14 protein-coding genes are annotated in these 13712 nt (G+C 70.1%); 6 read left to right on the forward strand and 8 right to left on the reverse strand.

Annotation, left to right across the window (positions count from 1 at the left end; translation table 11 throughout):
* Window positions 1–4 precede the first annotated feature (4 nt).
* From KUTG_RS36055 to KUTG_RS36065, 3 genes are all read right to left on the reverse strand, one after another.
* Complete coding sequence (locus tag KUTG_RS36055; RefSeq protein WP_232241157.1) at window positions 5–1159, reverse strand: SPFH domain-containing protein; 1155 nt, start codon at window positions 1157–1159, stop codon at window positions 5–7.
* A 64-nt stretch (window positions 1160–1223) separates the two neighbouring features.
* Window positions 1224–1958 (reverse strand): MgtC/SapB family protein, encoded by a 735-nt coding sequence (locus KUTG_RS36060; protein WP_043723234.1) that lies wholly within the window; start codon window positions 1956–1958, stop codon window positions 1224–1226.
* A 9-nt stretch (window positions 1959–1967) separates the two neighbouring features.
* Window positions 1968–4358, reverse strand: coding sequence for an HAD-IC family P-type ATPase (locus KUTG_RS36065; protein WP_043723237.1), 2391 nt, complete (start codon window positions 4356–4358; stop codon window positions 1968–1970).
* Between the two features lie 244 nt (window positions 4359–4602).
* Here KUTG_RS36065 and KUTG_RS36070 point away from each other — a divergent pair, with 244 nt between their 5' ends.
* Entirely contained in the window at window positions 4603–5529 is a 927-nt protein-coding gene (locus KUTG_RS36070) for a family 1 glycosylhydrolase (RefSeq protein ID WP_052395792.1), read from the forward strand.
* 300 nt (window positions 5530–5829) lie between these two features.
* On the opposite strand, the gene KUTG_RS36075 is transcribed toward KUTG_RS36070, so the two are convergent.
* From KUTG_RS36075 to KUTG_RS36085, 3 genes are all read right to left on the reverse strand, one after another.
* A complete protein-coding gene (locus KUTG_RS36075) occupies window positions 5830–6249 on the reverse strand; it encodes a hypothetical protein (RefSeq protein ID WP_043723239.1) in 420 nt (139 codons plus the stop codon).
* 25 nt (window positions 6250–6274) lie between these two features.
* A complete protein-coding gene (locus KUTG_RS36080; protein WP_043723240.1) occupies window positions 6275–6523 on the reverse strand; it encodes a hypothetical protein in 249 nt (82 codons plus the stop codon).
* Between the two features lie 149 nt (window positions 6524–6672).
* Window positions 6673–6996 (reverse strand): hypothetical protein, encoded by a 324-nt coding sequence (locus tag KUTG_RS36085; protein WP_043723242.1) that lies wholly within the window; start codon window positions 6994–6996, stop codon window positions 6673–6675.
* 582 nt (window positions 6997–7578) lie between these two features.
* On the opposite strand from KUTG_RS36085, the gene KUTG_RS36090 reads away from it, so the two are divergent.
* The 5 genes from KUTG_RS36090 (at window position 7579) to KUTG_RS36110 (ending at window position 11456) form a co-directional block, all read left to right on the forward strand.
* Entirely contained in the window at window positions 7579–7785 is a 207-nt protein-coding gene (locus tag KUTG_RS36090; protein ID WP_043723244.1) for a hypothetical protein, read from the forward strand.
* Complete coding sequence (locus KUTG_RS36095) at window positions 7785–8315, forward strand: DUF6879 family protein (protein WP_052395793.1); 531 nt, start codon at window positions 7785–7787, stop codon at window positions 8313–8315. Before KUTG_RS36090 ends, KUTG_RS36095 begins: the two co-directional genes overlap by 1 nt.
* A gap of 11 nt (window positions 8316–8326) precedes the next feature.
* A complete protein-coding gene (locus KUTG_RS36100; protein WP_043731826.1) occupies window positions 8327–9175 on the forward strand; it encodes a helix-turn-helix domain-containing protein in 849 nt (282 codons plus the stop codon).
* 238 nt (window positions 9176–9413) lie between these two features.
* Window positions 9414–10178, forward strand: a complete 765-nt coding sequence (locus tag KUTG_RS36105) for a MerR family transcriptional regulator (protein ID WP_043723247.1) — start codon at window positions 9414–9416, stop codon at window positions 10176–10178.
* 72 nt (window positions 10179–10250) lie between these two features.
* Complete coding sequence (locus KUTG_RS36110) at window positions 10251–11456, forward strand: cytochrome P450 (protein WP_043723248.1); 1206 nt, start codon at window positions 10251–10253, stop codon at window positions 11454–11456.
* An 85-nt stretch (window positions 11457–11541) separates the two neighbouring features.
* Here the strand turns inward: KUTG_RS36110 and KUTG_RS36115 are convergent, their stop codons facing one another.
* Window positions 11542–12570: a LacI family DNA-binding transcriptional regulator gene (locus KUTG_RS36115; protein ID WP_369794555.1), complete on the reverse strand. Its 1029-nt coding sequence runs from the start codon at window positions 12568–12570 to the stop codon at window positions 11542–11544.
* Between the two features lie 50 nt (window positions 12571–12620).
* A complete protein-coding gene (locus KUTG_RS36120; protein ID WP_052395795.1) occupies window positions 12621–13706 on the reverse strand; it encodes a GNAT family N-acetyltransferase in 1086 nt (361 codons plus the stop codon).
* Window positions 13707–13712 lie beyond the last annotated feature (6 nt).

Consider the following 13712-nt stretch of genomic DNA (forward strand, 5'->3'; position numbering starts at 1 on the left):
CGGCTCAGCCCTGCGGGGGCAGCGGCGGCGGGGTGGCGCCGAACAGCGTCCCCAGCTCCGGCACCTGCGCGGCCGGCGTCCACTGCGCCATGCCCTGGTGCCACACCAGGGACTGCGGCGTCAGCGTGCCGGAAGCCACCTGCTGGTGCAGGCCGTTCTGGTCGAACGGGCCGAGCTGCTGGCCGTTGGCGCCGACGTACCACTGGGTCTGCTGCGGCAGCGGCGGCGGGCCGGCCGGCGGGGGAGCCTGCTGGTAGCCCTGCTGCTGGTAACCCTGGGGCGGGGTGGCGTAGCCGGGCTGCTGCTGCGGATAAGGCTGCTGGTACTGCTGCCCGACGCGCTGCCCCAGCGCCATGCCGAGGCCGACGCCGAGGCCCTCGCCCGCGCCGCCGGGGTTGTTGGCGGCGTCGCCGATCGCGTTGGCCGTCTGGAACTGGGTGTACTGGTTCAGGTCGCCGACGATGCCCATCTGGGTGCGCTTGTCCAGCGCGGCCTCGACCTCGGGCGGCAGCGAGATGTTCTCGATGACGAACTTGGGGATGGACAGGCCGACCGAGGCCAGCTCCTGGCTCAGCGCCGGAGCCAGCCGGTCGCCGATGGTGCCCTGCTGAGTGGCCAGGTCGAGCATCGGCACGCCGGCCGTGGCCAGGGCGGTGCCCAGCCGGCTGACGATGATGCTCTTGATGTACTCGCCGACCTCTTCGGTGCGGAACTGCGGGTCGGTGCCGGCCAGCTCGCGCAGCAGGGCCGGCGGGTCGACCACCCGCACCGAGAACCCGCCGAAGGCCCGCAGCCGGACCATGCCGAACTCGGGGTCGCGCAGGATGATCGGGTTCTGCGTGCCCCACTTGAAGTCGGTGAACTGCCGCGTGCTGACGAAGTAGACCTCCGCCTTGAACGGCGAGCTGAAGCCGTACTTCCAGCCCTTCAGCGTCGACAGGATCGGCATGTTCTGCGTCTGCAGCGTGTACATGCCGGGCGGGAACGCGTCGGCGATCTGCCCCTCGTTGACGAAGACCGCCGCCTGCGACTCGCGCACGGTCAGCTTGGCGTTCATCTTGATCTCGTTGTCGTGGCGGGGGAACCGCCAGACGATCGTGTCCCGACTGTCGTCGGTCCACTCGATGATGTCGATGAACTCGCCACGAATCTTGTCCATCAGGCCCATGGGTACCCCCGTCTCGAAGCCGGCCCCCGCCGACGCGTGACCCTACCAATGCCGATCAGTCGTCGTCCCGGGAAGCACCGTTCCGGGTGGCCCGCGCCGTCCATCGGACGCTGGTCACCTGCGGCTCCATGCTCAGCCGCGACACCGCGGACTCCATCTGCTTGTCGTCACGGCTGTCGGTGAGCAGGTCGGCGCGCACTTCGACGTAGCCGTCCACGGAGCTGTTACGACTGGACACGGACTGAAGTTGGAACGAAGTGCCGGTCATCGACTGCACCAGGAGCGCCCTGATGTGCGCCTCTGCGTCATCCTTGGTGACGGCCATGAAGGTGTATGAGGTGGTCGTCTCCTCGCCGGAGGCCGGGGTGCGGTCGACCACCCGGCCGACCCAGCGCAGCACCACGTTGGCCACCAGCACCACGACCGTGCCGGCGATCGCCGGCTCGTACAGCCCGGCCCCGGCCAGCGCGCCGACGGCGGCCGAGCACCACAGGGTGGCGGCGGTGTTGAGGCCGCGCACGTTCAGGCCGTCACGCATAATCACGCCGGCGCCGAGGAAGCCGATGCCGGACACGATCTGCGCGGCGACCCGGGTCGGGTCGGCGCTGGCGTGCCCGGGCACGGAGTCGAAGCCGTACCCGGACAGCAGCACGAACAGCGTGGCGCCGGCGGCCACCAGGGCATTGGTCCGCAGGCCGGCCATGCGGGCCCGGTACTGGCGCTCGAAGCCGATCGCCGAGCCCAGGCCGACGCCCGCGAGAAGGCGCAGCGACATCTCCAGGGTGTTCATGAGAATTCCTCAGAGCCAGGTGGCGAACTTGCGGACGTAGCGGGTCTTCACGGCCTGCACGAGCGCGCAGTAGCCCAGGATCACGGCGGCCAGCCACCCGAAGTAGACGGCCGGCAGCTGAACCAGTCCGAACAGTCCCGTGAACGGCAGGGCCAGGCCGACCGCGGCGGTGATCACGGTCGCGACGATCACCGGGCGGCTGGCCATGGAGCGTCGCTGCGTGCGTATGACGTGCACGATCAGCAGCTGGGACAGCAATCCCTCGATGAACCAGCCGCTGTGGAAGGCCGCCGGGCCGTAGTCGCGCATGACGGCGAACAGGACGATGTCGAACAGGGAGCTGAGCGGGCCGACCAGGAGCATGAACCGGGCGAGGTCGCCGCCGGCCCACTTGCGAGGGGAGCTCACCTGCTCACGATCCACGCCATCCCACGGGATCGCCAGTTGAGCAATGTCATAGGCCAGGTTCTGGACGAGCAGTTGCACGGGCAGCATGGGCAGGAACGGCAGGAAGACGGCGGCCGCCAGCACGCTGAGCACGTTGCCGAAGTTGGAGCTGGCGGTCAGCTTCACGTACTTCATGGTGTTGGCGAAGGTCCGCCGGCCGGCCAGCACGCCCCGGGTGAGCACGGTGAGGTCCTTGCGCAGCAGGATGACCTCGGCGGTGTCGCGGGCGACCGGCAGCGCGGCGCCGACGGAGATCGCCAGGTCGGCCTCGCGCAGGGCGGCGGCGTCGTTCACGCCGTCGCCGAGGAAACCCACGGTGTGGCCGGCTTTCTGCAACTCGCGGACGATCTCGGCCTTGCGGGCGGGCGTGGCGCGGGCGTGCACGGTGGCCTCGGGGATGCCGATGTCCCGGCACACCTTGCGGGCCACCGCCTCGTTGTCGCCCGTGACGACGACGATCTCGACGCCCAGCGCCTGGAGCTGCCGGACGGCCTGGCCCGCGGACTCCTTCGGCGGGTCCTGGAAGAAGAGGTGGCCGACGAGCTCGGCGCCGTCCTCGTCGGACAGCTGGTAGATCTCGCGGGCCTCGATCTCCTTGCACCACAAGCCGAGCACGCGGGTTCCACCGGCGGCGGCGTCGTGCTCGACGGCGCCCTTGGTGACCAGCAGGTGCCGGCCCTCGGTGTCGCGGACGATCACCGACATACGGCGGCGGTCGTGGTCGAACGGCAGCTCGTCGACCAGCCGCCAGCCGGCTTCGAGGATCAGCGGGTGCTCCACGGCGGCGATGACGGCCTGGTCGAACGGGTTGCGCAGGCCGGTCTGCAGCGCCGAGTTGAGGTAGGCCAGCTCCAACGTGCGCTCGTCGGTGCGATCGGCCAGCACGATGCGGTCGTCGGTCAGCGTGCCCGTCTTGTCCACGCACAGCACGTCCATCTGCCCGAACTCGTGCACGGCCCGCAGCCGCTTCACGATGACCTGCTGGCGGGACAGCTCGACGGCGCCCCGGGCCAGGTTGGCGGCGACGATCACCGGCAGCATCTCCGGCGTCAGGCCGACCGCCACCGACACCGCGAACAGCGCCGCCTCGGACCAGTCGCCGTGCGTGAGGCCGCTGACCACCAGCACGATCGGGGCCAACACCAGCGTGAACCGGATCAGCGTCCAGCCGACCGAGCGCATCCCGGCGTCGGGGTCGCGGTCGGCGCGGGAAGGCCGCTGCGCCAGCGAGCCGAGGTAGGTGGCCGGGCCGGTGCCGACGACCACCGCCGTGGCCGAGCCACCGACCACAGTGGAGCCGAGGAAGCAGAAAACCGGCGAGTCCAGCACGTTGCCGGCGATCCGGCCGGTCGTCACGGTCTTGCGCACCGGCAACGACTCGCCGGACAGCGTCGCCTGCTCGACGACGAGGTCGGTGGCGACAAGCAGCCGGCAGTCGGCCGGCACCAGGTCGCCGGCCTTGAGGTGCACGATGTCGCCCGGCACCAGCAGCTCCACCGGCAGCTCGGTGGTGACCGAGCCCAGCGGGTCGGCGAACCGCCGCGGCGAGCGGCTGCCCCGCTTCGCGACGGTGGCCGTGGTGGCGACGAGGGCGCGCAAACGCTTGGCGGCCAGGTCGGAGCGGTATTCCTGGGCGAACCGCAGCAGCACGCTGACCAGCACCATCACGCCGACGGTGATGGCCCCGGCGGTGTTGGCGGTCAACGCCAGCACCAGGTCGAGGCCCAGCAGCAGGCCGACGAACGGGCCGCGCAGGCAGCGCAGCAGCCGCACCGTCCAATGGGGACCGTCGGCGCCGGCCACGCGGTTGCGGCCGTGCCGGGCCAGGCGGGCGTTGCGTTCGAGGGTGGTGAGGCCGGCCGGACTGACGCCGAGGTGGCGGACCAGCGTGTCGGCGTCCATGGCGGACAGTTCGGTGAGCGTCGCGGCGACCGCGTGCGTCATCCTGGACATGACGGAACTCCCGGAGCGCGTGGGCGAGGGCCACGCGGCACTGGTCAGACCATGCGCCGGGCGGCCGTGGAACTGCGACTACTTCCGTCGGTACTCACCACGACCACCTCCTCTCGTCACCGTCGGTCATGGTACCGGCTCGGTTGCGACTACCAGCGCTTTCTTGTCAACGCCTTGACAGTGAGCGCAGTCACGGTCATGGTGAGAGCGCTCTCACCCAGTTGGCTGTCGAGGAGGACGGACGATGGGCAGAAGCCGGACGGTCGCCGCCACCGCCGACGGCTGCTGGGACACCTTCGCCGGCTTCGGCCGGCCGGCCTACCGCTTCCCGGTGGCCTGGGCGGGTGTGCAGCCCGAAGGACGTGGCCCCGCGCCTCGCGCGTGCCTGGCGTACTACGACCGCCTTGTCGACAGCCTGCTCGACAAGGGCGTCACCCCGATCGCCACGCTGTACCAGTGGGATCTGCCGCAGTCGCTGGACGAGGCCGGCGGCTGGACGAACCGTGAGACGGCCCTCCGGTTCGCCGACTACACCACGGCCGTGCACGCAGCGCTGGGCGACCGTGTGCGGCTGTGGACCACTCTCGACGAGCCGTCGCGCGCCGCGTTCCTCGGCCACGCGCACGACGCCGTCGACGCTTTGCGCGCCGCGCACCACCTCCTGCTCGCCCACGGCCTCGCCGTCTCCGTCGTCCGCGAGCGCGCCCCCGAGCACGAGGTGTCGATCGTCCTCAACCTCACCACCGTCGTCGTCGACCGCGACGATCACGTGCACACCGCCGCCTTCCGCCGGGTCGACGGCCTGCGCAACCGCTTCTTCCTGGATCCGTTGTTCGGCCGTGGCTACCCCGTCGACGTCCTCGCCGACACCGCCTGGCTCGGGACGTGGGACGACGTGGTGCTGCCCGGCGACCTGGACGTCATCGCCGAGCCGGTCGACTGGTACGGCGTCGCCTACTACGGGCCCGCCCGCGTCATCCCCACCGAGGACCCCCTCGCCGTCACCGGCGGCGGCCACCCCGGCCTGCGTGGCGCGCGGCTGCTGGCCCCGCCGTTCGGCGAGCCCCTCGGCGAGGCCTTCGCCGAGCTCATGCTCCGCCTGAGCATCGACTACCCCGAGCTCCCGCTGATGGTCACCGAGAACACCCACCCGGCGGCCGTCGCCGTCTGAACCCCCGCGAGTCCCGCCCACAGTCACACCGAATGTTGTGAAGGGGAGCCGACCTGGGGTTTTCCGTTTGTGAGCCTCTGCGAGCGTGTGCGAGTCTCGATGAACATCGTGCCTGCTCACCCGGCCTGCGGAAGATCATGTATTGCAGTCTCTGCGAGTGTGGGCGAGTTCAGGTCTGTCCCAGGTGGTGTCCCAGCTTCGGGGCCACCTGGGACCACCCACTGCTCGCGCGTAACGCCCATCGCCACAAGGAGCTTCTCGCGGACGTCGGGCTGGACGTAGGACCAGGCGATTTGGATGTCACTCCAGCCGAACATCCGGGAGAAGTTGAAGATGCTCATGCCCCCTCGGCCGATGCGTGTCGCGGCGCCGCGCCGGACCGGGTAGCCGCTCGCACGCGGCACGCAAGCACGCTGGGAGGCCTTCGCCAGGTGGTAGTTGAAGTTCCATACGCTGATCGGCTTTCCACTGGCCGACCGAAACAGAAGGTCGGAGGCGCACGTCGACCCTCGGGCCACCCGTGAGGAACGGGAGAACGGCGTCGTCGGGAACCTCGACGACCACCAGTCCGGCCTTCAGTATGCCGGGCGTGGAGAGCGTCTCAGCGAGGTTGCTCCTGACCAGCTCGGGATCGTTGAACGCCGCCTGGTCCAGCGTGCAGTCCACGTGCAGCACGGTGGGGGTGTCGCCGTAGGCGTAGACGATGACGGGGAGTCTCACTGTCGATCCTCTCGGTGATGTGCGCTCACAGCAGCGCCGCGTAGAGGCTGAGGCGGGACTGTGCCTCGCGCATCGTGTCCTCGGCCTTCGTCATGGCCTCGCCGACCGTGTTCGCGACGAAGTGCCGGATCTCCTCGAGGTCGGCGCTGCCGTCGCCAGCCATCGCGAGGTCCAGGATGCATTCGTTGAACACGTTCCCGACCAGCAGCAGCTGTTCCATAGGCAGGCGATCGACGATGCCGATCAGCCGGGCCCGGAGGTCCTCGATGCTCACGTGCGGTCCAACCTCAGTTCAGGGCAGGGAGATCCGCCAGGCCGCAGGTGCAGCAGGCGCGGTCCCCACCGCGTCTGAGCGCTGCACCTGGCCTCAGCCCCAGGGTGAAAGGGTCACGGGGTGAGAGGCATTGACGACCCGGCGGAAGATCATTTGTCGGGACTGTCTTCGTCGCCGGCGGGCACCGGGCGCAGTGGGCAACTGCCACAGTCGCAGCGGGCGTCGTGCGACAGCGGCAGCGACCGCAGCGCGTCGAGATCGGGCCGCGGGCGGATGGCCTCGGTGGTGACGGCGGCCATGCGGCCGGCCGCCTCGTAGTCCATAACCAGTCGCACGGCGACCCCTCCATGCTTGGGGGCAAACTCCACCGTCACGTGGAAGTCGCTGACGTCCACAACGGCGATCGACGTCCCGGGCGACGCGACCTCGATGACGTAAGGCTCGCCGGTCTCCCGGTCGCACAGGATCAGCACGACGCACCTCCCGGTTGGTACACGGCGACGGCGCGGTGTCGGGGTCCCTGCGCCACCGCCGCGAGTGGGGGGCCGCCCTGCCCCACCGCGGCACCAGGCAGGGCGGCATCGGCCCGCGTGGCGCCATCTCCGGGGAGGGAGGGCGCCGCCGGTGCTGAGATACCGGTGCGGTGGCCGCCGGCCAGGGCTCCCCTGGTGCAACGCACCCGGGGCCTGCGGGGGGCAATCGACGGCCCCCAGGCCGTCATAACGAGGCGTGATTCGCCCGTCCAGCGCATTACGAATTCCTGCACCCAGTCGGACCAGTAAAGCCGCCGCAGAACGGACATGAGGGGAAGCAGCGAGGCGAGGCCGACCAGGCAGCAGCACGTGATCACAGCGGGCAGCGGGTCGTCCACGATGTCTCCCTCGGCGTCCAGCGGCGGAGACGTAACCCTGCGCCATGTCGAGCAATCAGACAAGCAATTCAAGCAATCAACCCTGCATGTCCACTCGATTGGAGGACACGTGCGCATGCGCGTCGCCTAGTTGAATGGCCAGGACCCGCAGCGGCACCGCCGTATCGACGAAGGAGCCACACACGTGAAGCTGACACACCTGGCCACCGAGTCCGGCAAGAGCGGTTGTCCGTCGTTCTTCACCACGGACCGCGGTACGTACGTGGTGCAAGGCTGGCGAATCGACGACGCCGAAGCTCTGGCCGCGCTCTCCGAGCGAGGCCTGCCGGACCATGAGACGGCCATTGAAATCCCAGCCGCGTTGGTCGCGCGGATCCGCGACCTGGGCTGATGGCGCAGCAGCTTGACCGTTTGGGCTTCCAGGCCCTGCTCGCTCGTTTCGAGCGGTCGGCATGGCGGCTGGAGCTGCGGGGCTGGTACGACGAGCCGGACGAAGGCGAGTTGCTGGCGCAGTGGCTGGCAGACGGTGACCCGCTGCCCACGCTCGACTGGTTCGCGGACTGGCCTGAGTGGATCGCCAAGCAAGTCGCAGCCGGCAAGCGATTCGAGCGCGTGCGGGTGTTGACGGATCCGCTCACCGACTACCTGCGGTGGCAGCTCGACGTGATCACCGAGCCGGCCCTCGCCGCCGGCGAAGACATCCGACTGCTACCTGCGGCGGTCGCCGCGGAACTTGAGCTCGGCGCCGCCGACTTCTACATCCTCGACGATCGCCAGGTCGTCCTGCTCGACTTCGACCAGGGCCGGGTCATCGGTGCTCGGTTGCTCGACGCGGCCGCCGAGCTGGATACCTTCTGCGCAATCCGAGCAACGGCATGGGATCATGCCGTGGAATTCGGGGAGTACGACACCAGAGCGTGATCGAGGGGTACGTGAGCAGTTTCGAGGCCGCCCGGCTTGAGTTCGGCGACAACCTGCGCCGTCTGCGCGAGCGGGGCGGCCTCGACGGTAAGGACCTCGCCAGCCGCCTCGGCTGGCATCCATCGAAGGTGAGCAAGATCGAGCGTGGCAAGCAGACTGCCACCGACTCGGACCTGATCGACATCCTCGGCGCGCTCGCGGTGCCCGATGCGGCGGCGGCCCAGCTCCGCCAGCAGCTGCGCGACCTACGGTTGAAGCAGCTGGCCTGGCGGCGGCAACTCCGCTCCGGCCACCGAGAGCGCCAGCGGCAAGATCTCGTCGACGAGCAGACCGCGACCACAATCCGAATTGTCGACCTCATGGCCGTGCCTGGCCCGCTCCAGACTGACCCCTACGCACGTGCCATCTTCGCCACCCAGGCTGACCTACTTGAAGTCCCTGCCGGCGACATCGACGAGACGGTCGCCGTGCGGATGCAACGGCAGCAGATGCTGTACGACTCCTCGAAGAGGATCGACATCCTGATCGCCGAGGCTGCGCTCTTGCACCCCGTGTGCACGCCGGCGCAGATGGTCGCTCAGGTCGATCGGCTGGTGTCAGCGACCAGCCTTCCCGGTATCCGTATCGGCTTGCTGCCGGCGTACCGGCCGCTGCCACACCTGCTTCCGCACGGCTTCTGGATCGTCGATGACGTTGCCCTCGCAGAGAAGGTCACGGGCGAAGACCGGGAGACGGATCCTGAGCAGGTCGCCATCTATGAGCGGCTCGCCGACCGGTTGTGGTCGGTGGCGATCACAGGTGACGATGCTCGGGCCCTGCTCTTGGCCGTGGGCCGCAGGTGGGCTGAGCAAGCGCGGTAGTTCCGAGGGGCCCCGGGCATATGCACCGGGGCCCTCGCCACTGCCTATATGAGCTCGACGTCGACCACCGTCCCAGATTTGTCCCAGGCCAGGCCATTCCTGCGCTGGTCAGCGCGCTTCCCTGGCGTCACACCGAATGTGTGAAACGGATTCGGCATTTCGGTGTGACGCTGAGCGGGAGCATCTTGCGGGGGGCATGGATTGACCTTGACCCTGGGGCAGGGTTCAGGATGGGGGCATGCGGGGGCTGACCATCGGGCAGGCGGCGGCGTTTGCCGGCGTGACGATCAAGACGGTGCGGCACTACCACAAGCACGGGCTGGTCGAGGAGCCGCGACGGGACAGCTCGGGCTACCGGCGCTACGGCTCGGAGGAGCTGTTGCGGCTGGTGCAGGTGCGGACGCTGGCGGCGGCCGGGGTGGCGCTGGCGGAGATCGGGGCGCTGCTGGCGGCGGACCCGGACCGCTTCGCCGAGGCGCTGGTCGACGTGGAGAAGCAGCTCACCGTGCGGATCGACGACCTGGTCGAACGCCGGGACACGCTGCGCAAGCTGGCCAGCGGGGACCGGCTGCTGCTGCCGGAGCGGGCGTGCGAGCTGCTGGACACGGCGGCCAGCCTGGGCTTCACGGCCGAGGAGGTCGACACCGCCCGCGAGGCCTTCCTACTGGTCCGGGCCCTGGTCCCGGAGAGCTTCGACGACTACATCGCCCAGGTCGAACGCGGCCTGGGCAACCCGCAGTACCTCCGGCTGACCCAGCTCAGCATGCGCACCGGCGACTGGGACCCGGAGGATCCCCGGCTTGAGGCGATCGCCGACGAGCTGGTCGAGCTGCTCAAGACGGATCGGACCCTGCTGCCCAGCCTGCCCGGGCTCCAGGACCGGCCCGACGGCGCCGCCCGGCACCGGGTGCTCACCAGCCACCGCAAGGCGCAGCGGCCGGCCTGGACCCGGCTGACCGAGCTGATCGAACGCAAGATGCGGGCCGCCGGCCTGGAGATCTGAGCAACCCCAGGGACACCAGTGGTTCCCGGGCTGGACGCTGCCCGAAAAACCCCACCACGTAAGGAAAATCCGATGAGCCAGACGATTCCGCAGGGCCTGCCGACCGCGCGTGACGCCGGCCCCTTCAACCCGCCCAGCGACATCACCCGCCTGCGCGAGACCCGGCCCGTGAGCCCGATGGCCTTTCCCGACGGGCACCAGGGCTGGCTCGTCACGGGCTACGAGGAGGTCCGACAACTCATGGCGGACACCAGGTTCAGCTCCCGCGGCGACATCGGCGTGCTGCACGAGCCGTACGAGAACTCGGGCATGCCGATGCCGACCGAGCCCTCGCCGACCCCGCCGGGGCTGTTCATCGCGATGGACCCGCCGGACCACACCCGCCTGCGGCGCAAGCTGATCGGCGCCTTCACCGTGAAGCGGATGAAGATGCTGGAGGAGCGCATCGCCGAGATCGTGCAACGGCAGCTGGACGAGATGGCCCGCCTGACGCCGCCGGTCGACCTGGTCAAGGAGTTCGCGCTGCCGGTGCCGTCGCTCGTGATCTGCGAGCTGCTGGGCGTGCCCTACGCCGACCGGGAGACCTTCCAGGGCAGCTCGGCCCAGTTCCTGGTCCGGGACCAGACGCTGGAGGAGAAGATGGCGGCCTACGGCGCGATGACCGGCTACCTGGCCCAGCTGGTCGTCGGCAAGCGGGCCGAGCCGGGCGAGGACATCCTGTCCGACCTGGCCCGCGACGAGGACCTGTCCATCGAGGAACTGGTCGGCATCGGCTTCCTGCTGCTGCTCGCCGGCCACGAGACCACCGCGAACATGTTGGCACTGGGCACTTTCGCGCTCCTGGAGCACCCCGACCAGCTGGCGGCGTTGCGTGAAGACCCGGAGCTGATGCCCGACGCGGTGGAGGAGCTCCTGCGCTACCTGTCCGTCGGCGACATCTTCTACCGCTACGCCAGTGAGGACCTCGAACTCGGCGGCGAGACCATCCCGCAGGGCTCGACCGTCGTCGTCTCACTGCTGGCCGCCAACCGCGACCCCCGGCACTTCGACAACCCCGACGCCCTCGACCTCCGCCGCCAGGGCCGCGGCCACCTGCCCTTCGGCCACGGCATTCACCAGTGCCTCGGCCAGCAGCTCGCCCGCATCGAGATGCGCGCCGGCTTCAAGGGCCTGCTGCAACGCTTCCCGGGCCTCAAGCTGGCCGTCCCCGCCGACGAGGTGAAGCTGCGGACCAACATGCAGATCTACGGCGTGCACGGCCTGCCGGTCGGCTGGTAGCCCTCCACTGTGGATGTTCCCGCGCCGGCCGGCCAGCGTATTCCCGTGCTCGTCGAGAGGATGGTCGACCACTGCTGAGGCGTGGTCAGGCGGAGTTGCGGTGCACCAGCTCCACGGGCAGGAGCTGGTGCCGCTGCCGGGGTTCCTCGCCGCGGATGAGGGAGAACAGCCGGTCCACCATGGCCTGCACCTGACGGCCTATGTCCTGGCGCACGGAGGTCAGCGGCGGCTCGGTGTGCGGGGCGACGGACTCGTCGTCGTCGAAGCCGACCACGGCGACATCCTGTGGAACGCGCTTTCCCGCCGCCCGCAGGGCGGCCATGGCACCGGCGGCCATGAGGTCGTTGGCCGCGAACACACCGTCGAGATCGGGCACCCGCGCCAGCAGGGCGGTCATAGCCCGCTCGCCGCCCTCACGGCTGAAGGAACCGCCCTCGGTGATCTCGGCCAGCCGGCGGTCGTCGGCCCCGGTGGCGGCGCGGAAGCCGGCCAGGCGGTCGGTGGCGGCGAGCTCGTCGTTGGGGCCGGTGATGCTGACGACCTGGCGGCAGCCCCGCTCGCCGAGGTACCGGGTGGCCATCGCGGCGCCGTTCTCGTTGTCGTTGTCCACGGTGTGCAGGCCGCGCAGGGAGCCCCACGGCCGGCCGCCGAACACCACGGGCAGCGCCAGCTTGCGGACCAGGATCGGCAGCGGGTCGTCCTGGTGCGGGGTGAACAGCAGCGCGCCGTCCACGTGCCCGCCGGCCAGGAAGCGCTGGGCCCGCAGCTGGTCCTCGGGCGTGTGCACGAGCACCAGCACCATCTGCGAGTCGCGGGCCCCCAGCGCCACCGCCGAGTACTTGACCAGCCCGGCGAAGTGGGGGTCGTTGAAGATCTTGGGCTGGGGCTCGGAGATCAACACGGCCACCGCCCCGGTGCGCCGCGTGACGAGCGTGCGGGCCGCCTGGTTGGGCTGGTAGCCCAGCTCCAGCACGGCCGAGTTGACCGACTCCAGCGCAGCCGGGCTCACCTTGGGCGAGCCGTTGAGCACCCGGGACGCGGTCGCCCTGGACACACCGGCCCTGGCCGCCACGTCCTCGAGAGTGGGACGGGCGTTCGGACGCTGCACGACCACGTCTGCTCCTCACGGGCCGCCACGACAGGCGGCGGCTTTCGTCAAGAAGCTTAACGCCGCAGTTGCTCCGTGGAAGCGCTCACACGCCGAACTGAACCGGTTTTGCTGACCGGCATCGCGACTCTGAGCAAACCGTCCTCCACAGACTGTCGCACGTCCAGACCGGCCCGCGCGGCCGTTCGGGGCAGCGCGGCCTCCGTCGGCAGGCACCAGCTGACGAGCTCCTCGTACCCCTCGCCTCGCGCCATGAAAGCCAGCTGCGACAGCAGTGCGGCGCCCACTCCCCGCCGCTGCCAGCCGTCCTCGACGAGCAGCGACACCTCGGCCCGCCGTGGATCGGCCATCCCGATCAGCTGTCCGACGGCGACGACGTCCGAGCCGGCCATCGCCAGCAGGGTGGCGCCACGCGGCGGGCTGAGCAGTCGGTGCAGCCAGCGCCTGGGCACGGTCCTCATGCCGGCGTGGTAGCGGGCGAACAGCGTCCGCATCGAGCACCGCCGGTGCAGGGCGGCGAGGTCGTCGGCATCGGACGGCCGCCCGATCCGCAACACGAGGCCGGCTCCGTCGGACGTGACGACGGCCCGTGGTTCGGCGACAAATCGCCCGGCCGCCTCCAGCGTCTCCAGCAACGAGAAGGCCCGCGCCAACTCGGTGTCGGTGAAAGCTGCCCACGCTCGGCGCACGAGCAGGGCTCCGCCACCCGGAAGGGCGACCACGAACTGGTGATCGTCGATCGCGGACACACCCCAGCCGGTCATTTCCGGGCCGGGCGTCACCGGTTGGACGGAATCCGCGCCCAGTAGCGAACGGAGCGACGCCGCCAACTCCATCGGCTCGGCCAGCACCCGGCCGACCGCGCGCAGGGTGGCGGCCCGCTCATCGACCAGGTCGTGCACGGACGCGGCGGTGATCGACACCTGTCGGCCGCCCTCGGCACGCAGCAGGTCGACGAGATCGGCCGGGCGCAACGCGTCCGGCGCGGTGACGACCAGCTCGTCGACCACGCCGTCGGGCACGGGCAGGACGGTCAGCGCCAGCACGTTGCAGTCCTGCGCGGCCAGCCGGACCGTCAGCCGGGCCAGCACACCCGGGCTGTCGGTCAGCCGCACCCGCAGCCGCCAAGTCGAAGTGGCCATGCGGCC

This window comes from Kutzneria sp. 744 (assembly GCF_000568255.1).
Classification (GTDB): Bacteria; Actinomycetota; Actinomycetes; order Mycobacteriales; family Pseudonocardiaceae; genus Kutzneria.